Origin of the sequence: Klebsiella sp. Lac1, from assembly GCF_009825425.1 — a bacterium.
GTDB classification, from domain to species: Bacteria; Pseudomonadota; Gammaproteobacteria; order Enterobacterales; family Enterobacteriaceae; genus Klebsiella; species Klebsiella electrica.
The window spans coordinates 2,262,604-2,281,789 of record NZ_VJZJ01000001.1 but is presented as its reverse complement, the minus strand read 5'-3'; the positions used below and the strand labels follow the sequence as shown (position 1 = coordinate 2,281,789).

The following is a 19,186-nucleotide window of genomic DNA, read 5'->3' as shown; positions in this document are numbered from 1 at the left end:
AAGTGTCATCTTTCGTAAAAATGTAATGCGAATTATTATCGTTTGCTTTCTCGAGATCAAGCCGGTTTTTGTCACGCCCGCTGGGAAAAACCATGATAAATATCAGGATGATGCTACGTAATGGGCGCTTTATGCGCCCCGGGGAAAAGAGGGGGAGCCCGCGCCGGTGAATTCAGGTGGGGAACATGTTCAGCGACGGCAACTCCAGCCGATCAGCGCCCAGTCCCGGGCATCAACCTGAATGGTCTGCGGGTTTTGCTGCGGATACCACCGTGCGAGACGTTCCCGCTCCGCCGGGCTGAGCGCGCCGAACGCCGCCACCACGTTGCGCTCAAACAGCGGATAGCTGCTGTTATCCTGAGGGTCACCATCAATAAAGTCGACGCTGGCATGAATCCCCATTTGATACAGCACGTTCACGGCATACATATAGTTCGGCAGCGTCGCGCTGTCTCGTCCCAGCACGCGCAGGATAGTCGACGAGGTAAACCCAGGGTTAACCAGATGAGTGGTGTAGACCCGCAGTCGCGCCTGACGATCGAGCTTTTGCATCGCATCGCGCATATCCGCCACCAGGGTGGAACGGGAGGCCACGGCGATATCGCAGCGCGGCAGCCCCTCCCAGCTCTCTTCCCACGCCCGCTGGTGCCAGACCGCGTGGCGAACGCCTTGCGCCGTAGCCCGACGAGCGGCGACATCGAGCATTCCCTGGCTGTAATCGACGCCGCAGATCTCGTTGAGCTGGCTGGCCAGCGCCAGCGCGACGGTACCCGGCCCGCATCCCATATCAAACAGGCTGCTGGCGCCGTGCAAATCGATTTTTGCCAGCAGTTGCCGCAGATAGCTGTCGATGACCGGGGCATCGACGATGGCGATGTGTTCCGCCCGGGCATCCCAGTGGGCGGGCGGTTTCTCTTTTCGCCCCGCCAGAGCAAGCTGCTGTTGGTAGAGGCGGGCAAAATCGATATCGTCAATCAACATAAGAGTCTTCCATCAACGCGGGCGACCTGAAAACAGCAGACTAACGCGATTGGGGCCTGGAGGGGAGAAATAAACGCGGCGGTGGGCCCGCCGCGGGGAGCGTTACGGCGCCGTTTTTTTATCCGCTCCGGCGACGGCATCGTTGGCGGCTGGCTGGGTGCTGACGGTGGCAACGGGTTTTTCCACCTTGTCGAGCGGGCGCGAGGCCGGCAGTGAATCGCACGGTTTCTCCTGCGGGCAGACAAGATCCAGCATTTTCAGCGTCACGCCGTTGGTCCAGCCGAAACCGTCCTGCAACGGATATTCACCGCCGCCGCCGCCGGTGCCCGTCGAGCTGACATCATACTTTTCGACCAGCTTTTGCTGACTGTCGTAGGTATGCTGGACATTGCTGAGAAAGCGCCAGCTCACCTCCATCGCCATTTTCTGCTGGCCGTAGTTTTGCAACCCCTGGGCGGCAACCCACTGCAGCGGCGCCCAACCGTTCGGCGCGTCCCACTGCTGACCGCTGTGCACGGTGGTGGTGGTTAATCCTCCGGGTTTTAGCAACTGCGATTGCGCCGCACTGGCAACCTTCGCCGCCCGCTCGCGGGAAGCGGCGTTGACATACAGCGGGAACAGGGCCGCGGCGGTTAGCTGATTACGCACCTTATGGCTCTTGAGGTCATAATCGGCGTACCAGCCCGTTTTATCGTTCCACAGATATTTTTCCATGGCCTTCTGGCGGTCGTTGGCCAGGGCATCGTACTGCGCCGCTTTGGCGTTGTCGCCGTCGGCTTTGCTGGCGCGCGCGAGGGTTTTCTCCAGATGGAACATCAGGGCGTTGAGATCGACCGGTACGATGCTGGTGGTGCGGATGGTCCCCAGTTTTTGCGGATCATCCATCCAGCGCGAGCTGAAATCCCAGCCTGAGGCGGCGGCAGAACGCAGATCGCGATAGATCTCGGTTGCCGGACGATTTGGGTTGTTCTTCGCGGTGGTGACATCATCGAGCCACGATTCCGGACGCGGCGTATCGTTATCATCCCAGTAGCGGTTCAGCAGCGCGCCGTCTTCCATACGCACCACCCGCTGGTTGGTTTTTCCCGGTTCCAGCGTATCGGCGCCTTTCATCCAGTACTGGTACTCTTTTTCCAGCTGCGGCCGCCAGGTTTTCAACACACGATCGCCATCATGGGTCGCGAGGAGCTCCACCATAAACGAGAAAAACGGCGGCTGCGAGCGGCTGAGATAGTAGCTGCGGTTGCCATTGGGGATGTGGCCCCAGGCATCGATCTCCGCCGCGAAATTGGTCACCATATCCTCAATTTTATCCCAGTGTCCGCTCTCCGCCAGGCCCAGCATGGTGAAGTAGCTATCCCAGTAATACACTTCACGGAAGCGACCGCCTGGCACCACGTAGGGTTTGGGCAGCGGCAGCAAAGAGTCCCACTTTTCGACCTCAACGGTACTGCGGGTCAGCACCGGCCACAGGCCGTCGATATGCTGACGCAGCGTCTGGCCCTTTGGCGGAAAGTAGCGATCGTTGTCTTGCGGCAGGGTGAAGTTCAGCTCGACGAAATGGCGCAGGTCGAAGCTGGTCTGGTTTTTTTGCATGCGATAGTCGGCGAGGATCATCAGCGGGTCGCTATTGGGGATCGCATCGGCAAAGGTTTTCTGGTCGGGGAAGAGCCTGGCGCTTTGCACATCATTAAACAGCGGGCCGAGCATCACATCCGGGGATGGCGGCACGGGTCTGGTTTCCGCGGCCTGGGCGGTCAGCATCGATAAAGCGAAGATCGCGCCGCCGATCGCCAGATGTAAAGCGTAAGGCAATGTTGCGGGGCGACGTGAAACCGATCTCGTCATGGGGAATTCTCCTTATCATTTCAGACGGTCTTGCCACTGCGTTTGACCATCAGAAAACCTTAGACGAATATCCGTCATCCGGGGTGTCGCAGGTAACATTTTGCGTGAAAACAGACAATTTACCTGCTTGCACGGGCAGGCAAAGGCGAATAAAAGAGCCGTGGAGAGCGCCAGGTTAACGCGGTGCGCGGTTGAGTAAAGTTTGAGGAGAACGATGGGTGAATCGACGTCATTTTCTGCTGTTCAGCGTGGCATCGCTGTGGGCGGCAACACGTGTTGAGGCCAGCGGCCTGCGGGAGGAGGTGCTCCGTTTATGGCCAGAAGAACCGCCGGGCGGCGGCGGGCCTTCGGGAGCGCCGTGGCGCTCTGCGCGCGGCGCGCTCAGCCATATTGCCCGGCCGCAGCTGGCGGTGTGGCGACCGGCGGTACCTCGCGGTCATGGCGTGCTGATTGCAGCCGGGGGCGGCTACCGACGCATCGAAATGGCGAAAGAGGCCTGGCCTGCCGCGCGCTGGCTGACGGCCCGCGGCTATACCGCCTACATCCTGAGCTACCGGCTTCCCGGCGAAGGGTGGGGCGCCGGGGCGCTGGCACCGTTGCAGGACGCCCAGCGGGCGCTGCGGCTGATTCGCGCGCGGGAGAAACAGGTCAGCGTACTGGGGTTTTCCGCCGGCGGGCATCTGCTGGGGATGGCCGCCTGCCGGGCCGATTTTGCTGCTTATTCGCCGCAGGATGCCCTCGATGACCACCCGGCGCGAGCCGATAAGGCCGCGCTGATTTATCCGATTATTTCGCTGATGTCGCCCTACAGCCATACCGCGACGCACCGGATGCTGGCGGGAGTCCACGCCTCACAGGCGGTTGACCGCGCCTGGTCGGTGCAGACCTATGTCAATTCGCAGACGCCGCCCTGCTTTCTGGCCCAGGCGGAGGACGATACGGTGTCCGATCCGCATAACACCCTGATCATGGCCGCCGCCTGTCGGCAGCATCAGGTCCCGGTTAGTCTCTATCGCTATGCCCGCGGTGGGCACGGTTTTGCCATGGGGCGCCCCGGTACCCCGACCGTCGAGTGGCCGGCGCATTACGCGCGCTGGCTGGACGGGATCTAACCCTGATGGCGCAGGCGCCCGGCATTTGCTTCATGGTGGTGCAAACCGGGCGTAGCATCGGCTATTGCGGGGATTATTTTTTTGCACAATAAAGCGGCGCGTTGCGCAGAATTGCACTCGTCTCTCGCCATCAGCTACCTGGCATAATAAATGCTTATCTCTTTGCGGGGTTACCCCAACGTGAGTATAACCGGAGGAGACGGCCATGATAAAAATAACGCTTCCTGACGGGCATTATTATGACGAGATGCTGACCGCGCAGGGACAGCAGCGTCACCACTATAACGCCTGGTGGCAATGGTTTCACAACACCGATCAATTCTCTATCCGGCAAAAGAAAGAGCAGGCGGAGCTGCTTTTTCACCGCATCGGCATCACCTTTAATGTGTATGGGGAAGATGAAGGTACCGAGCGCTTGATTCCGTTTGATAGCGTCCCGCGCATTATTCCCGGCGGAGAGTGGAAAAAGATCGATCGCGGTATTCGTCAGCGGGTCAAAGCGCTGAACGCTTTTTTGTATGATATCTACCACGAGCAAAACATCCTGCGCGCTGGCCTGATTCCGGCGGAGCAGGTACTGGCCAATGAACAATATCAGCCCTGTATGCAGGGAATAAACCTGCCCAATAATACCTATGCCCACATTACCGGCGTCGATATGGTGCGCAACAGCGACGGCCAGTATTACGTGCTGGAGGATAACCTGCGAACCCCATCAGGGGTCTCGTATATGCTGGAAAACCGCAAAATGATGATGCGTCTCTATCCGGAGATGTTTGAAAATCACCATATTGCGCCGGTAGAGCGCTATCCGGGCTATCTGCTGCAAACCCTGCGTGAAAGCTCCCCGGTGGACGATCCCTGCGTGGTGGTGATGACGCCGGGGCGTTTCAACAGCGCCTATTTCGAACACAGCTTCCTCGCCCAGCAGATGGGGGTTGAGCTGGTGGAAAGCGCCGATTTGTTTATTAAATCGGGCGCGGTCTACATGCGCACTACCGAAGGGCCGCGGCGGGTGGATGTGATTTACCGACGGGTTGATGACGCCTATCTCGACCCGCTGGCTTTTCGCGCCGACTCGATGCTCGGCGTGCCCGGCCTGCTGTCGGTGTATCGCGCCGGCGGCGTGGTACTGGCTAACGCGATTGGCACCGGCGTGGCGGACGATAAGTCGATCTACCCCTTCGTGCCGGAGATGATCCGTTTCTATCTTGGCGAGCAGCCGATACTGAACAACATTCCCACCTGGCAGTGTCGCAAGCCGGAGGATTTGCAGTACGTGTTGGGGAATCTGGAGAGGATGGTGGTCAAGGAAGTTCATGGCGCCGGGGGATACGGCATGCTGGTGGGGCCGCGCTCAACCAAAGAAGAGCGGGAGATGTTTCGCCAGCGTCTGTTGACCAATCCGGCTAACTATATCGGACAGGAGACCCTGGCGCTGTCAACCTGTCCGACTTTCGTGGAAGGGGGGCTGGCGCCGAGGCATATCGATTTACGTCCGTTTGTGCTCTCCGGCCAGGAGATTCGCCTGGTGCCCGGCGGCCTGACGCGGGTGGCGCTCACCGAAGGCTCGCTGGTGGTGAACTCATCGCAGGGCGGGGGCACCAAAGATACCTGGGTGATGGAGGATGATGAATCATGCTGAGTCGGACTGCGAGTGAACTTTTCTGGATGGCGCGCTACCTCGAGCGCGCGGAAAGCTATGCCCGGGTGCTTGATGTGACGTGGAAACTGTCGATGATTCCGCGGCACAGCCAGCAGTCGCGAGACCTGGCCTTGCCGCTCAATCTGTCCTTAACCCACGAACTGTTTCAGGCGCGACATGCGCGCTTCACCATGAGCAATTTGCTCAATTTCTTTGCGCTCGACGGCAACAATCCCTACAGCATATACAGCTGCGTGGAGATGGCCTGGAACAACGCGCATGCGGTTCGCGGCAGCCTGTCCGCCGAGGTGTGGGAGTGTATCAACGCCACGCGGATTGAACTGCGCCAGCTCCGCCAGCGGGGGATTAGCGAACTGGGCACCGACGGCTTTTTCGACTGGGTGAAGGAGCGGGTGCATCTGTTTCGCGGCGCGGTGCTGGGGACGCTGCTGCGCAATGACGCCCTGAGTTTTATCGGTATCGGCACCCTGATTGAACGGGCCTACGCCACCACGCAACTGCTGTTGATCAAGGATCAGCAGTTGAGTAACGATCCGGATTCAGTACGCGAATACTATCGGCTGGACACCTTGCTGAACGCGGTCAGTGCCCGCGAGGCCTACAACAGTATTTTTCGCCAGCCGGTCACCCGGGAGACGGTGATGGAACTGCTGATTTTGCGCAACGACGTGCCGCGCTCCCTGCGCGCCTGCATCTCCGATCTGGTTGGTCAACTGGAGCACATCGCCAACGACCGCTCGCACCTGCCGCTGCGCCTGGCGCATCAGCTGAATGTCGATCTGCGTTTCAGCACCCGCGACGATCTGGCGGGCGCCGATTTACAAAGTTATCTCAACGGACTGCTGGCGCGTATTAATGCGCTGTCCGACAGCATCAGACAAACTTATCTGGAGGCGCTATGAAACTGGTCATCGATCACCTGACCCGCTATGGCTACGATGAAGAAGTGAAGTTTTCCACCCAGTACCTGCGCCTGACGCCGCGTAGCACCGGGCGGCAAATCATTACCTCCTGGACGCTGACCTTACCGGAGGGCGCGGCGGTGACGACCACCGACGCGTGGGGCAATGTCCTGCATGTGTTAACGCTCGACAATCCCCACAAAGAGATTGCCATCCGTGCCAGCGGGATCGTGGATATTGCCGAGGACAGCGAACAGAGCGATGTGGCGGAAGAGGAGCTGCTCTCGCCGCTGGTCTATTTACGCTGTACGCCGCTGACTCGCGCCGACGATCGGATCCGCGAGTTTGCCCAGCGCCTGTATCGCCACGACGAACCGGAGGAGAGCCTGAATCAATTGATGGCGGACCTGCTGCTGAGAATGCCATACTCACCGGGAGCCACGCAGGTGCAGGACTGCGCCGCAGACGCCTTTGCCAGGGCAAAAGGCGTCTGCCAGGATCACACGCACGTCTTCCTCGCCTGCTGTCGCGCGCTGGATATCCCGGCACGCTATGTCAGCGGCTATGTTTACAGCGATAATGCCCGGCATGTCGCGATGCACGCATGGGCAGAGGTGTGGGTGAATGGACGCTGGCAATCTTTTGATATCACCAATAATACCCGTCACCTGAACCAGCATCTGCGGCTGGCGACCGGGCTGGACTATCTTGACGCCTGCCCGGTACGCGGTACCCGGCTGGGCGGCGGCGGGGAAATAATGCTAACCAACGCTGAAGTGCGCGACCATTCGCAACAGGCACAACAGCAATAGAGCAGGAACAAATAACGATGACCTACTGTGTGGCCATGTGTTTAGCGGACGGACTCGTTTTCGCCTCAGACTCCCGTACCAACGCGGGAGTAGATCATATTGCGACCTTTAAAAAGCTCCATGTCTTCGCCGAGGAGGGGAAGCGCGTGATGGTGCTGCAGTCCGCGGGCAATCTGGCTACCACCCAGAGCGTCATAAGCCTGCTGAGTTCGCGGATTGCGACTCAGCAGGAGCCTAATCTGATGCAGGTCAGCTCGTTGTATGACGCGGCGATGCTGATCGGTAAAACGCTGCAGGAGGTGATTCAGCGCGACAGCAGCAATCAGCAGCACTGCGGCAACACCAATTTCAACTGCAACCTGCTGCTCGGCGGGCAGATTGCGGGGGAAACGCATCGCCTTTTCCATATCTACCCGGAAGGCAATTTTATTGAAGCCTCGTACGATACCCCTTATTTCCAGATTGGCGAGAGCAAATACGGCAAGCCGATTATCGACCGGGTGCTCAACCGGGAGACGCCGCTGGAGCAGGCGATGTGCTGCGCGCTGATCTCGATTGACTCCACGCTGCGCAGCAATCTCTCCGTTGGCCTGCCGCTGGACACGCTGCTGTACCGCAGCGGGAGTTTGAGCGGCGCCGGCCAGCATCGCATCACCGAAAGCGACCCGTACTTCAATACCATTCGCAAGGCGTGGTCGGAAGGGCTGCAAAACACATTCCTGACCCTGCCGCCCTATACGCCGGGCAGCGAGCGCTCAGGTGCGGTCAGCGGTGAAAAATAGCGCCCCGGCGTCATGCCGGTCATGGTGCGGAAAAAGTAGATAAAGGCGCTGTCGCTGGCGAAATCCAGCGCCTGCGCGGTAGCGGTAATGCGCTCCCCGGTGGCCAGCAGCTCCACCGCCTTCATCAGGCGCCACTGCTGCCGCCACTGCTGATAAGTCATGCCGGTATCGCGCCGAAAAATCCGGCTGATGGTCTTTTCGCTGGCTCCGCAGCGGGCGGCAAGCTGCTGCAGCATCGGCGGCAGCGCGTCGTCGGCGAGCGGCGCCAGACGCTTATCCTGAGGCAGGGCCAGCATCATTGGCTCCTGCGCCGCGCTGCATATTTCCGCCTCGCAAAGCGCGGCGAGGTGCCAGCCGGTCCCGGTCCGCCAGTCACTTTCCCACGGGCTGGCGGCGATTCGCTCCAGCAGTTCGCGTAGCAGCGGGCCAACGTTAAGGATCGCCGGATGCCGCGGGAGGGCAGGATAGTGGGTCGGGTGAAACCACACCGAGCGATAGTCGACGATGCTTTTCATCTGCGCACGATGGTCCATACCGGCCGGTATCCAGGCCGCCCGGGTAGGCGGCAGCAGGCACAGCAGCGTGCCGTTATTGAGAGTCAGCCGCACGCAGCCCTGACGAGTAAACAGCAGCTGGCCCATCTGGTGCCGGTGGCTGCCGGAATCATGCTGGCCCAGCGCCGAGCACACGCCAATCACCCTGTTATGCACAGCGTCCGGATTGAAGAGCGCTTTCGCTTCGAGCCAGGCCATAATGTCCGATTTCCGATATAAAAAGTCATTATGTTTATAATGTACGATTCACGCTCCGCCTACAATAGCGCCTCTTTCTTGTTCAGGAGGTGCTGATGCTCGGGCGTTCGGTCATGGTGCTGGTCACCGCATTATTGATGTTCCCGCAGATCGTGGAGACGATTTACAGTCCGGCGCTGACCGATATCAGCCGCTATTTTTCCGTCAGTGCGGCAAAGGCGACGCAAACCCTGTCGCTTTACTTTATCGGCTTTGCCGTCGGCGTGCTGTTCTGGGGCCGATTCAGCGACCGCCATGGTCGGCGTCCAGCGCTACTGGCGGGCCTCACGGTCTATGCCCTGGGCTGTATGCTGGCGCTGGCGGCGCGTGATTTCACGCTACTGCTGGCCGCCCGAATGCTGTCGGCGTTCGGTGCGGCAACGGGATCGGTGGTGAGCCAGACGATACTGCGGGACCGGTTTAACGGCCGCCAGCTTGCCGCGCTTTTCTCAATGGCGGGCCTCACGCTGTCGGTCAGCCCGGCGGCAGGCATTTACCTCGGCGGAGCCATCGTCGCCAGCTGGGGAATGCACGGCGTGTTGACGGCCCTCGCGCTGCTGGCCGCGGTGTTACTGCTGCTGTGCTGTTGGCTGCTGCCGGAAACTCGTCCGCCGCAGCCTGTTCACACCGCCTTTTTACCGCTGTTACGCCAGATGGCGACGGATAAGCAACTGGCCCTGGCGGTTTTGCTGGTGACGGCCTTCAACGTCAGCCTGTTCAGCTATTACAGCCTGGCGCCGTTCATCTTCGCGCAACTGCGTCAGGGGAGCGTGATTTTTGGCTACAGCGGTCTGGCGCTGGCCGTCGGGTCGTTGGCCGGGGCATTGTGCAATCGCTGGCTGCTGCGCAAAGCCGTCGCGGAAGCGGCAATATTGCTGTTCGCCTGCCTGATACAGTTGATAAGCAGCATCGCGCTGTTTTGCCTGCGGGACACGCTGCTGTTTCTGTTGCCGATGATCGGCATCACCTTCGCCTACGCCATGGCTATCCCGCTGGTGCTCGGCACGGCGCTGGGTGCCTATGGTCACTGTCGGGGAACCGCCGGGGCTATCTTCGGCCTCGCTTATTATGTGTTGATTGGCCTCGGGCTGGCGGCGGTGGGATGGGGGCAATCGCTGGCGGAGGCGCTGATGGCGTGCGCCTGGGTAAGCGGCATCGCCGGGTTACGCTACGGCTGCTGTTTGCGCAACATGCGGGCGGACTAACCCGCCCGCATGGCTTAGCGCGTTGACGCCAGTCGTTCGCCGCTGACGGCATCGAAGAGATGGATTTTCTCGCGTCGTACCGCCAGCGGCAAGGGCTGACGGAGAGTCGCCTCGAGACGCCCGGCGACCTGGACGTGGATCGGGAAACCCTGCCAGTCGAGATGCAGCAGCGTAGACTCGCCGGTGACCTCGACAATATTGACGATCCCCGGCAGCCCTTCGCCAGCAGGCTGAATATCCTGCGGACGCAGACCAACAATCACCGGCGCCTGACCCTGCTGCATCACCGCCGGATACCAGCGTTCAGGCAGGGCCAGCCACAGTTCGCCGCACTGCACGCCGGGCTGACCATCGCGCTGCTGAATCTTCCCCTCCAGCAGATTCATCGGCGGGGAGCCGATAAAACGCGCCACGAAGGTGTTGCAGGGGCTATCGTATATCTCCAGCGGCGCCCCCTGCTGCACGATCACGCCATCGCGCATCACCACTATCTGGTCGGCAAGCGTCATGGCTTCCACCTGATCGTGGGTGACGTAAATCATGGTGGTGTTAAAGCGCTGGTGCAGGGATTTGATCTCGGCCCGCAGTTCCATACGTAGCTGGGCATCGAGGTTGGAGAGCGGCTCATCGAACAGAAAGACCTGCGGATTACGCACCATCGCCCGACCCATGGCCACGCGCTGACGCTGGCCGCCGGAGAGTGCGCGCGGATAGCGGCCGAGCAGCTTATCGATCCCCAGCATACTGGCGATGTGCTGAACCTTGTTTTTCTGCGTCGCCTTGTCGACTTTTTTGACCTGCATATGGAAGGCGAGGTTTTCCGCCACTGTCAGATGGGGGTAGAGCGCGTAGCTCTGAAAAACCATGGCGACATCGCGGTCCGCGGGATCGAGATCGTTGATCGGGCGGTTGTTCATCAATATCGTTCCCGCGGACAAGCTTTCCAGCCCGGCCAGCAGGCGCAGCAGCGTTGATTTCCCGCAACCGGATGGCCCCACCAGAACCGTAAAGCTGCCGTCCGGAATGGTCAAGTCCAGCGGATGCAGCACCGTCTGTTTACCGTACTGTTTGGCGACGTTTAGCAGTTCAACGCTGGCCATAGTCGACCTCCTCGATGTGGTGTTGCAAGGTTCGCCAGTCCGGATAGCGACGCGGGGATGAACCGATCGCGTACGCGGCCACGGCGTTGCCCCAACGTAACGCCTGTGAGGCCGACTGGCCGTTTAACAAACCGGCAAGAAACCCGGCATTAAAACTGTCTCCGGCGCCGATGGTGTCGATGACCTCGACCGGTTTCACCGGCGCGTGATGCCCCTGGTCTGCCGTCCACCACCAGGCGCCCCCGGCGCCGCATTTGACAATACAGCCGCCCCGGCCGCTGAGACGCGCCGCCAGGCTGCGGGCCGCTGCGGGGAGAGCGTCCTGGTTCGCAAGGCCAAGCGTTTCGACCTCATTGAGCAGCAGCCAGTCGCAATCGCCGAGCCAGCGGTGGGTCGCCTCACGCAGCGCGCGGTCCCAGTTGTGCGGCGGCCAGCCGGTATCTACCGCCACCTGAAAACCGCGTTCGCGTAGGGTCGCCAGCAGACGCGGATAGTCCGGCAGCAGCGCGGTGCATAAGAAGGTGCCGCAGAGCAGCAGAATATCGCCGGGCGTCGCCCTGGTCGGGAGCTGAGCCAGAATATCCTCGGCGGACAGGCGGGTGATATGTCCGTAGTTGCTGAGAAACGAACGTTCTTTGTCGGGATGGGTCACCGCCACCGTCAGCGAAGTCTCGCAGGGATACTGCGGCCAGCGTTCGGCGCTACCGGGAAAGCGGGCCGCCAGCCAGGCGCTAAAGGCATCGTCTCCCTGGCAGCCGACGGCGCAGTGGGGGATCTGCATGGCCGCGGCCGCCAGCGCGCAGTTGCCCGCGGAACCACCGGGGCGCAGCGCGCTGTGTTCCAGCATCACCTCGGTGCCGGGAGCCGGCCAGTGCGCAAGGGTCCCCATAATGAGGTCAATATTGTAATTACCTGCGATATAGAGCACAGGCGCGGTGAGCGTTTGCATAGTTATCCCTTACTTCCACCGTGAGTGAGGCCGCTGACCAGCGTTTTTTGTAGCCAGATGGCGATAAACAGCGGCGGGACCGAGGCGAGGATGCCGACCGCCGCCACCAGTCCATCGTCAGTGGCGCGCCCGGCGGTAAATCCGGCAATGGTGACCGGCAGCGTCTGGGCGGCAATGTTGCTGGTAAACAGCAGCGCATAGAAAAACTCATCCCACGCCAGCAGCCAGCCGAACAGCGCCGATGCTCCCAGCATCGGTTTTACCAGTGGCAGAGTGATGCGTAGCAGCACCTGCCAGACCCGCAGACCGTCGAGCCTGGCGGCCTGCTCAATGTCCTGCGGCAGCGCGTCGAACTGATTTTTCACCATCCAGGTGAGAAACGGCATAATCAGCGAACAGTAAACCAGTACCAACCCGCTGCGGGTATTCAGCAGCCCGAAGTGTTCGAGGATAAAATAGAGCGGCAGTACGAAGGCCACCGGCGGCACCATATAGATACCGAGCCCGGCATACAGCCAGCCGTCGCGCCCGGGGTAGCGCGAGAAGCTGAAGGCGGCGGGCACCGCCAGCAGCAGCGACACCAGCGTCGCGCCGACGGCAACCAGCAGGCTGTTGCGCAGGGCGGGGAGAAACAGCGCACCGGGCTCGCCGGGCTCCAATGACAGCAGACGGGCGTAGCGGCTGAAGTCCCACTGACGCGGCAGCCACTCCAGCGGTACCCGTGTCAGATCGGCGGTGGCGCTGACGCTCATCAAAAAGAGCCACGCCATCGGGGCCAGTATCGACAGCGCGACCAGCAGGGCCGCCAGGTAGCGCAGCAGAATACGCAGTTTACGTTTCATAATCAGTGCTCCGGCGGCGCTGGCGAAGCAGCATAAACAGATACAGGACGATCAGCAGGGCGCACATCAGGGTCATCAGGATGGCGTACGCCGCGCCGCTGCCCGCCCGCAGATAGCTAAAGGACTCCTGGTAGACGAAGAAACTCAGCGTGCGGGTACTGTCCAGCGGCCCGCCGCGGGTCATCACATAGATAATATCGAAGACCTTAAACGCGTCGATGGTGCGCAGGATCAGGGCCACGCCGAGCGGGGCGGCGATTGCCGGGAAGGTAATGGCGCGAAACCGCCGCCACGACGAAGCGCCGTCAAGGCGGGCTGCTTCGTATAAATCCTCCGGAATGGATTGCAGCGCGGCCAGCACCAGCAGGGTGACCAGCGGATAGTTCTTCCAGATGTCCGCCAGCATCACCGCATTGAGTGCCGAGTCCGGCGACCCCAGCCAGCTGCGATAACCGTCGATAATGCCCCATTGACTGAGCAAAGCGTTAATACTGCCGTAGTCCGGGTTGAAGTTGAGCCGCCACATCATCGCGTTAACGATAGTCGGCAGCGCCCAGGGCAAAATGACCAGCACCCGCAGGAGAGTGCGTCCGACAAATTGCTGATTGAGCAACAGCGCCACCAGCACGCCGATAACCCCTTCAATGGCGACGGAGACCACGGTGAAATAGAGCGTGCGGGCGAAGGCGGCGCGAAAATCCGGGTCGGTTAACGCATACAGATAGTTATCCAGCCAGAGGTAATTGGTCGCATCGCCATTGCCCACCAGCGCGGTGTCGGTAAAACTCAGCCACAGGGTGCGCGCCAGTGGCCAGGCCGTCAGCAGGAACATCACGATCAGCATGGGTGCCAGCAGCACCCATGCCTGACGCTGTTCGCGTTGTTGCAAACTCAGCATCAAATGTCCTTAACGCAGGCGCGCCGCGCTTTTGTCGACGGCTTGCATCGCGGCGTCCGGGGCGGCTTTACCTTGCAAGACCGCCTGAAGCTGCTGCTGTAACGCGTTGGAGAGTCGCGAGTAGTCCGCGGTTTCCGGGCGCGAAAGCATTACGTTCAGCGATTTATCCGCTGCGGCGATCAGGCTCTCCTGACCTTTCGCCACGGCCGGGTCCTGGTAGGAGGATTTCCACACCGGCAGGCTCAGCTTCGCGTATTTATCCTGCACCGGTTGCGAGGTCAGATAGTGGATATACTGCCACGCCTGCTCCGGATGCTGGCTGGCTTTGGCAATACCTAACCCCATTGACCCGTTCACCGCCCCGGGTTTGTCCGGCGTATCGCCGGGTGCCGGCATAATGCCGACATCGCCCGCGACCTTACTTTGTTTCGGGTCGTTGGCCATGTTGTACATATAGGTCCAGTTCAGGGCAAATGCCGCGTCGCCGTTGGAGAAGGCCTTGCGCACATCCTCTTCCAGATATTCGCGCGAGGCCGGATTGCTCAACCCGTCATCCAGCGATTTCTTCATCAGCGTGACCGCTTTCAACGACGCCGGGGTGGAAAAATCCAGTTTGCCATTCTGATAAAACTGTCCGCCAAACCCGGAGACGAGGGTGGTGTAGTCGCACACCAGCGCTTCTGCCTGCGACCAGCTCCACACCAGCGGGTATTTAACGATGCCTTTATCCTTGATGATTCTGGCGTCATCCAGCACCTGTTGCCAGGTGGTCGGCAGCTGCTTGATCCCGGCTTTGTCCAGCATCGCTTTGTTGTAGTAAAGATACTTGGTGTCGAGGATCCACGGCATGCCCAGCGTTTTACCTTTGTAAACCACGGTATTCATGGCGCCGGGGAAGATTTTCTCCCGTTCGGCGGCGGGAATACGTGCCGAGACATCCTGCAGCAGATCGAAGTGGCTAAATTCGGCAGGCCAGATGGCATCGAACAGCACCACGTCGTAGCCGTTGCCGCCGGCGCCACGCGCAGCAACGATTTTGTCATGCAACGCTTCGTAGGGGACGAACTCAAGGTTGATTTTGATATCCGGGTTTTGTTTTTCGAAGTCGGTGGTCATGGCACGAATGTCATTTTCGCTGTACGCCGCCTGGGTCATAAACAGGGCGTTAACCTGAGTGGTGGCTGCCGCCGCACTCCCGCTGATGACCAGCATAGCCAGCAGACCGGCTTTAACCCGCAATGCACTGTAGTCGTTCATGTTGCTCTCCGCGGTACTAAAAAGAGGAATATGATTTATTAAATCAATTTGATTGATTTAATCGGGGCGACAATACGGCCCAAACGTCATTCGTGGCCCTTAGCCTAAGCGTAGCAAAGCTTATGCCACCCGAAAGGCGGGCGGAGAATGTCGTTGCGAGAATTGTGACGCGGGCTAGAATTGCAGCATGATGCGACCAGGAAGGGACGGAATGAAAACCTCGGGAACCAACCTTGAACATGCGCGTGTACACAACCGACGGGTGGTGATTGAGGCCGTGCGTCTGCACGGTACATTGACCCGGGCGGAGCTGGCGCGAATTACCGCGCTGACGCCGCAAACGGTCTCCAATATTGTCGCCGAGCTACAGCAGATGGCGCTGCTCACCAGTCATGAACCGCGCCGCGCGGCAGGGCGCGGTCAGCCGGCGGTGCCGGTGAGTCTTAACCCCGCCAGCGCATGGTCAATCGGGATCCATCTCGACCATCAAACCTTAATCATCGTGCTGGTGGATCTCACCGGCGAGATCCATTTCCGTCGGCTCATTCTGGTGCAAAAGCCCCAACCTGGTGCCACCTTTGCCCGCATTGCCGGGGTGGTGCAGGAGATGAAAGCGCTACCCGGGCTCGACTGGAGCCGGGTGCTGGGCATTGGCGTAGTGATGCCAGGGCCGTTTGGCGTGGAGGGCATTTCATCGACCGGGCCGACCACTCTCAACGGCTGGGAAGGGGTGGATGTGGCGTCGGAGCTGGAGCGGATAAGCGGTCTGCCGGTCACCCTGGAAAATGACGCCACGGTAGCGGCTATCGGCGAGCGCTTCCACGGCGTGGCGCGACAGCTGCATTCGTTTGTTTATCTGTATATCGGCACCGGGCTCGGCGCCGGGATTTTCGCCGACGGCCATATTTATACCGGCCACGCCCACAATGCCGGAGAGGTCGGGCATATCGTGGTGCAACCGGGAGGACGCCCCTGTTACTGCGGCAACCAGGGCTGCCTTGAACGCTACGTTTCCCTACAGGCGGCCTATGAGTTTTGCGGCCTCGACCCCTACCGGGCGCTGCCCGAGGATCTGCTGGCGGTGGAGGCGTCGCTGTTCGATAGCTGGGTGGAGACGGCGTTACCGCCGCTGCGCCAGGCCATTAATATGCTGGAGTGCGTGTTCGATGCGCAAACGGTGGTGGTCGGCGGGATGATGCCCGCGCCGCTGCTGGAGAAAGTGCTGGCCCGTCTGCCGCCGCTGTATCAGTCGGTGCGCGGGCGCTATCTCCCGGCCATGCGGGTGAAAATGGGGATGACGGGCACCGACACCGCCGCCCTCGGCGCTGCCGCACTGCCGATCTTCGATGAGTTTAACCCGCAGTTTCAGGCCTTGATGAAGTAGGCCCGCCGCGGACATGCAAAAGAGCGTCGGCGGGGGCTCATCGTTAGCGGACAACGCGCTTAAAGGCGCTGATTCACGCTTTCGCCAGCGGCAAGTTGTGGATCTGCAGCACCGCTCTGGCGGCTTCCTGGCCCTTTTTGACAAAATGCTGGCTGTAAAAATCGATGAACTCGTCGGCAGGCTGGAAGTTGTGCGGCGTCAGGGAGACGGAGAACATCGGGACTTCTGTCGCCAGCTGGGCTTGCATCAGACCGCTGACCACGGCCTGGGCGACGAAGTCATGGCGATAGATGCCGCCATCGACCACCAGCGCGGCGCACACGATGGCATCATAGCGTCCGCTTTTTGCCAGCTTCTGAGCCAGAAGCGGCATTTCAAATGCGCCAGGGACATCCCAGCTGTCGAGTGAATAATCAACCTGCTGACGCTCCAGCTCTTGCTGAAAACCGCTCTGCGCCTGGCTGACGATGTCACTGTGCCAGTTGGCTTTGATAAAGGCGACGTTTAACGATGACATGACATACTCCTGTAAAATGACCGCATCAGGCGAGTCTAATTATGTGACCTTCAGGTCTTATACTCCGCGAGCAATTTCAGGCGCCCACCGGGCGATACTGTCAATCGGTCGGTTCATGCGCGTTCACACGGAGCTCCGACCGTTAACATTATACTGTAATGTCATGAGACGATAGCCGTTTTTATCCGCCGCGCGCAGCGGAACATGCCGTCACGGGCCTGCGGGCAGCTCGCGCGACTCTGCCGGGTGGAAAAATAGCCGCATCGCCATTTTCTGGCAAAGCTAAGTGATTTAAATACTTTGTGATTTTCCGCGTTTTCTCACATCTTCTGGAGGAAAAAGTGACGCGGAGAGAGTACCGGTAGCGATGACACAGCACTCGTCGAAGTATCTGCATCAGCAGCAGCGGGAGCTGATTCGCCAGCTTTCCCGCCGCTGGCTGTGGCGCAGCGAATTACCCACCTGGCTAGTCATTATTGCGGTTTACAGCGGCTGGTTTATGACCCTGGCCTACTGGCGGACGCTGGGGCTGTTTCCGGCGACCGTGCTGCTTATCTGGTTTACCGCCTGGTATATGTCGTTGCAGCATGAGCTGATCCACGGCCACCCGACGCCCTGGCGGTGGTGTAATCAGCTGCTGGGCACGTTACCGCTGGCGGTGTGGTATCCCTACGGGCTGTATCGCGACTCGCACCTGGCGCACCACCATAACGACCGGCTGACGCTGCCGGTGGATGACCCCGAATCGTACTATTTTAGCGCCGAAAGCTGGCGCCGTTTCTCGCCCTGGCAGCGTAAAGTGATACATCTGCGCAATACGTTTTTCGGCCGTCTGCTGCTGGCGCCGCTGCTGGATATTGTCCAGACGCTGGTCAGCGCGGTGAACGCCTTTCGCCAGCGGCAGGGGAGCGCGATGGTCATGTGGCTGGTGCACGGCGGGTTGCTGGCCGCGCTCCTGACGTGGATGGCGCACTGTGATTTTTCGCCGCTCTATTTCGTGGTGGTCATCAGCTACCCGGCACTGGCGCTGACCAAAATTCGCGCCTTCTTCGAACATCGGGCCGCTGACGATCCGCTGGCGCGATCGGTGATCAATGAGGCCGGGCTGCTGTGGCGAGTGCTGTTTCTGAATCTTAACTACCACTCCGTGCATCACGATCTGCCCGGCGTGCCGTGGTACGGTCTGAGAAAAATCTATCTGCTGGAGCGGGAACGCTACCAGCAGCGTAACCACGGGTTCGTGGTGCGCGGCTATGGCGAGTGGCTGCGCGCCTTTTTCTTTAGCGCGGTGGCGGTTAATGCTCATCCGGGGATCGGGAAAGCCCCACAGGCAGGAGAGAGCGATGAGTCATAGCGTGAATTTGCCGATGTATGCGGTTCACTCGCTGGAGAATCAGGCGTTAGAAGCCGCGGTGCGGGAGCTGTTGCTCGCCCGGGGCATTGCCGTGAGTTCGCCATCGACGCCGCCGGGGGACTTACTCTCGCACTGGCGTCAGCCGGATCTGCTGCTGAGCCAGACCTGCGGCTATCCGCTGGTGACTTTGCTGCCGCAGGTGCAGACGGTTGGCTGTTTTCACTATTCGGCACCCGGTTGCGCAGGGATTGAGTACCGTAGCCTGCTGGTGGCCCGTGCGGCGGATAATGCGCGGCAGCTCGCCGATTTTCGCGGGCGGCGGGCAATCTGCAATGCGCCCGATTCGCAGTCCGGCTACAACGTCTTCCTGAAAATGGTGGCGCCGCTGGCTCACGAGGGACGTTTTTTTGCCGCGGTCAATTTTAGCGGCAGCCACCGGCAGTCGCTGATCGGCTTACAGCAGGGGGCGGGCGATATTGCCGCCATTGATTGCGTGAGCTGGGCGCTGCTGGCGCGTCACGAGCCTGCCGTGCTCGACGGCTTGCGCGTTATCGGCCAGACGCCATCGGCGCCGGGGCTGCCGCTGATTACCGGGCCGCAAACGTCAGCGCAAACTCTGGCCGGTTTGCGCGCGGCGCTGCGACAGCTGGTCAGCGACGCACGATATCGGGAGCGCTGCGAGGCGCAGTTTATCTGCGGTTTCAGCCCGGTGTCCCGGGAACCCTATTCCCGGCTGCTGGCGTGGCGGGAAGAGGCGCGCCAACAGGGCGTGACGCAACTCTGAAA

18 protein-coding genes are annotated in these 19,186 nt (G+C 60.5%); 9 read left to right on the top strand and 9 right to left on the bottom strand.

Annotated features, from left to right (window positions below; genetic code table 11):
• Positions 1–189: 189 nt before the first annotated feature.
• A complete protein-coding gene (locus FNY10_RS11050; RefSeq protein ID WP_141964366.1) occupies positions 190–981 on the bottom strand; it encodes a methyltransferase domain-containing protein in 792 nt (263 codons plus the stop codon).
• A gap of 102 nt (positions 982–1,083) precedes the next feature.
• Positions 1,084–2,829, bottom strand: coding sequence for an alpha,alpha-trehalase (locus tag FNY10_RS11045; protein ID WP_160704522.1), 1,746 nt, complete (start codon positions 2,827–2,829; stop codon positions 1,084–1,086).
• A gap of 218 nt (positions 2,830–3,047) precedes the next feature.
• Between FNY10_RS11045 and FNY10_RS11040 the strand changes: the two genes are divergently transcribed.
• The 5 genes from FNY10_RS11040 to FNY10_RS11020 all read left to right on the top strand — a co-directional run bounded on the left by FNY10_RS11040 (position 3,048) and on the right by FNY10_RS11020 (position 8,103).
• Positions 3,048–3,941, top strand: a complete 894-nt coding sequence (locus tag FNY10_RS11040) for an alpha/beta hydrolase (RefSeq protein WP_141964368.1) — start codon at positions 3,048–3,050, stop codon at positions 3,939–3,941.
• Positions 3,942–4,146: 205 nt separating this feature from the next.
• Complete coding sequence (locus tag FNY10_RS11035; protein ID WP_100682380.1) at positions 4,147–5,586, top strand: circularly permuted type 2 ATP-grasp protein; 1,440 nt, start codon at positions 4,147–4,149, stop codon at positions 5,584–5,586.
• A complete protein-coding gene (locus FNY10_RS11030) occupies positions 5,580–6,509 on the top strand; it encodes an alpha-E domain-containing protein (protein WP_100682381.1) in 930 nt (309 codons plus the stop codon). Before FNY10_RS11035 ends, FNY10_RS11030 begins: the two co-directional genes overlap by 7 nt.
• Positions 6,506–7,321 carry a transglutaminase family protein gene (locus FNY10_RS11025; protein ID WP_131047824.1) on the top strand — a complete coding sequence of 272 codons (816 nt, stop codon included), beginning with the start codon at positions 6,506–6,508 and terminating at the stop codon, positions 7,319–7,321. Before FNY10_RS11030 ends, FNY10_RS11025 begins: the two co-directional genes overlap by 4 nt.
• A 17-nt stretch (positions 7,322–7,338) precedes the next feature.
• Positions 7,339–8,103 carry a proteasome-type protease gene (locus FNY10_RS11020; RefSeq protein ID WP_160704524.1) on the top strand — a complete coding sequence of 255 codons (765 nt, stop codon included), beginning with the start codon at positions 7,339–7,341 and terminating at the stop codon, positions 8,101–8,103.
• On the opposite strand, the gene FNY10_RS11015 is transcribed toward FNY10_RS11020, so the two are convergent.
• Entirely contained in the window at positions 8,055–8,855 is an 801-nt protein-coding gene (locus FNY10_RS11015) for an AraC family transcriptional regulator (RefSeq protein WP_160704526.1), read from the bottom strand. The two genes, FNY10_RS11020 and FNY10_RS11015, sit on opposite strands and share 49 nt — an antisense overlap.
• Before the next feature lie 95 nt (positions 8,856–8,950).
• Between FNY10_RS11015 and FNY10_RS11010 the strand changes: the two genes are divergently transcribed.
• A complete protein-coding gene (locus FNY10_RS11010; protein WP_160704528.1) occupies positions 8,951–10,099 on the top strand; it encodes an MFS transporter in 1,149 nt (382 codons plus the stop codon).
• 14 nt (positions 10,100–10,113) lie between these two features.
• On the opposite strand, the gene FNY10_RS11005 is transcribed toward FNY10_RS11010, so the two are convergent.
• The 5 genes from FNY10_RS11005 to FNY10_RS10985 are packed head-to-tail and all read right to left on the bottom strand — an operon-like array spanning position 10,114 to position 15,145.
• The gene (locus FNY10_RS11005) at positions 10,114–11,199 is read right to left on the bottom strand and encodes a sn-glycerol-3-phosphate ABC transporter ATP-binding protein UgpC (protein ID WP_160704530.1); all 1,086 of its coding nucleotides are present in this window, start codon (positions 11,197–11,199) and stop codon (positions 10,114–10,116) included.
• Entirely contained in the window at positions 11,186–12,148 is a 963-nt protein-coding gene (locus tag FNY10_RS11000) for a carbohydrate kinase family protein (protein ID WP_131047828.1), read from the bottom strand. The genes FNY10_RS11005 and FNY10_RS11000 overlap by 14 nt, the downstream gene beginning before the upstream one ends.
• Positions 12,149–12,150: 2 nt before the next feature.
• Positions 12,151–12,990, bottom strand: coding sequence for a carbohydrate ABC transporter permease (locus tag FNY10_RS10995; RefSeq protein WP_160704532.1), 840 nt, complete (start codon positions 12,988–12,990; stop codon positions 12,151–12,153).
• Complete coding sequence (locus tag FNY10_RS10990) at positions 12,980–13,888, bottom strand: carbohydrate ABC transporter permease (protein WP_141964373.1); 909 nt, start codon at positions 13,886–13,888, stop codon at positions 12,980–12,982. The genes FNY10_RS10995 and FNY10_RS10990 overlap by 11 nt, the downstream gene beginning before the upstream one ends.
• A 9-nt stretch (positions 13,889–13,897) precedes the next feature.
• Positions 13,898–15,145 (bottom strand): extracellular solute-binding protein, encoded by a 1,248-nt coding sequence (locus tag FNY10_RS10985; protein ID WP_100682388.1) that lies wholly within the window; start codon positions 15,143–15,145, stop codon positions 13,898–13,900.
• Between the two features lie 211 nt (positions 15,146–15,356).
• Here FNY10_RS10985 and FNY10_RS10980 point away from each other — a divergent pair, with 211 nt between their 5' ends.
• Positions 15,357–16,529: an ROK family transcriptional regulator gene (locus FNY10_RS10980; protein ID WP_100682389.1), complete on the top strand. Its 1,173-nt coding sequence runs from the start codon at positions 15,357–15,359 to the stop codon at positions 16,527–16,529.
• Between the two features lie 73 nt (positions 16,530–16,602).
• Here the strand turns inward: FNY10_RS10980 and FNY10_RS10975 are convergent, their stop codons facing one another.
• Positions 16,603–17,046: a 6,7-dimethyl-8-ribityllumazine synthase gene (locus tag FNY10_RS10975; RefSeq protein ID WP_100682390.1), complete on the bottom strand. Its 444-nt coding sequence runs from the start codon at positions 17,044–17,046 to the stop codon at positions 16,603–16,605.
• Between the two features lie 367 nt (positions 17,047–17,413).
• On the opposite strand from FNY10_RS10975, the gene FNY10_RS10970 reads away from it, so the two are divergent.
• Positions 17,414–18,400: a fatty acid desaturase gene (locus FNY10_RS10970; protein ID WP_141964374.1), complete on the top strand. Its 987-nt coding sequence runs from the start codon at positions 17,414–17,416 to the stop codon at positions 18,398–18,400.
• Complete coding sequence (locus tag FNY10_RS10965; RefSeq protein ID WP_141964375.1) at positions 18,390–19,184, top strand: phosphate/phosphite/phosphonate ABC transporter substrate-binding protein; 795 nt, start codon at positions 18,390–18,392, stop codon at positions 19,182–19,184. The genes FNY10_RS10970 and FNY10_RS10965 overlap by 11 nt, the downstream gene beginning before the upstream one ends.
• The last annotated feature ends 2 nt before the right edge of the window (positions 19,185–19,186 follow it).

Bases quoted from the DNA above. Each gene is read 5' to 3' on its own strand.
- FNY10_RS11050 (WP_141964366.1), bottom strand. From the start codon at position 981: ATGTTGATTGACGATATCGATTTTGCCCGCCTCTACCAACAGCAGCTT.
- FNY10_RS11020 (WP_160704524.1), top strand. From the start codon at position 7,339: ATGACCTACTGTGTGGCCATGTGTTTAGCGGACGGACTCGTTTTCGCC.
- FNY10_RS10975 (WP_100682390.1), bottom strand. From the start codon at position 17,046: ATGTCATCGTTAAACGTCGCCTTTATCAAAGCCAACTGGCACAGTGAC.
- FNY10_RS11030 (WP_100682381.1), top strand. From the start codon at position 5,580: ATGCTGAGTCGGACTGCGAGTGAACTTTTCTGGATGGCGCGCTACCTC.
- FNY10_RS10995 (WP_160704532.1), bottom strand. From the start codon at position 12,990: ATGAAACGTAAACTGCGTATTCTGCTGCGCTACCTGGCGGCCCTGCTG.
- FNY10_RS10970 (WP_141964374.1), top strand. From the start codon at position 17,414: ATGACACAGCACTCGTCGAAGTATCTGCATCAGCAGCAGCGGGAGCTG.
- FNY10_RS10985 (WP_100682388.1), bottom strand. From the start codon at position 15,145: ATGAACGACTACAGTGCATTGCGGGTTAAAGCCGGTCTGCTGGCTATG.
- FNY10_RS11010 (WP_160704528.1), top strand. From the start codon at position 8,951: ATGCTCGGGCGTTCGGTCATGGTGCTGGTCACCGCATTATTGATGTTC.
- FNY10_RS11025 (WP_131047824.1), top strand. From the start codon at position 6,506: ATGAAACTGGTCATCGATCACCTGACCCGCTATGGCTACGATGAAGAA.
- FNY10_RS11015 (WP_160704526.1), bottom strand. From the start codon at position 8,855: ATGGCCTGGCTCGAAGCGAAAGCGCTCTTCAATCCGGACGCTGTGCAT.
- FNY10_RS11005 (WP_160704530.1), bottom strand. From the start codon at position 11,199: ATGGCCAGCGTTGAACTGCTAAACGTCGCCAAACAGTACGGTAAACAG.
- FNY10_RS11035 (WP_100682380.1), top strand. From the start codon at position 4,147: ATGATAAAAATAACGCTTCCTGACGGGCATTATTATGACGAGATGCTG.
- FNY10_RS10990 (WP_141964373.1), bottom strand. From the start codon at position 13,888: ATGCTGAGTTTGCAACAACGCGAACAGCGTCAGGCATGGGTGCTGCTG.
- FNY10_RS10965 (WP_141964375.1), top strand. From the start codon at position 18,390: ATGAGTCATAGCGTGAATTTGCCGATGTATGCGGTTCACTCGCTGGAG.
- FNY10_RS11000 (WP_131047828.1), bottom strand. From the start codon at position 12,148: ATGCAAACGCTCACCGCGCCTGTGCTCTATATCGCAGGTAATTACAAT.
- FNY10_RS10980 (WP_100682389.1), top strand. From the start codon at position 15,357: ATGAAAACCTCGGGAACCAACCTTGAACATGCGCGTGTACACAACCGA.
- FNY10_RS11045 (WP_160704522.1), bottom strand. From the start codon at position 2,829: ATGACGAGATCGGTTTCACGTCGCCCCGCAACATTGCCTTACGCTTTA.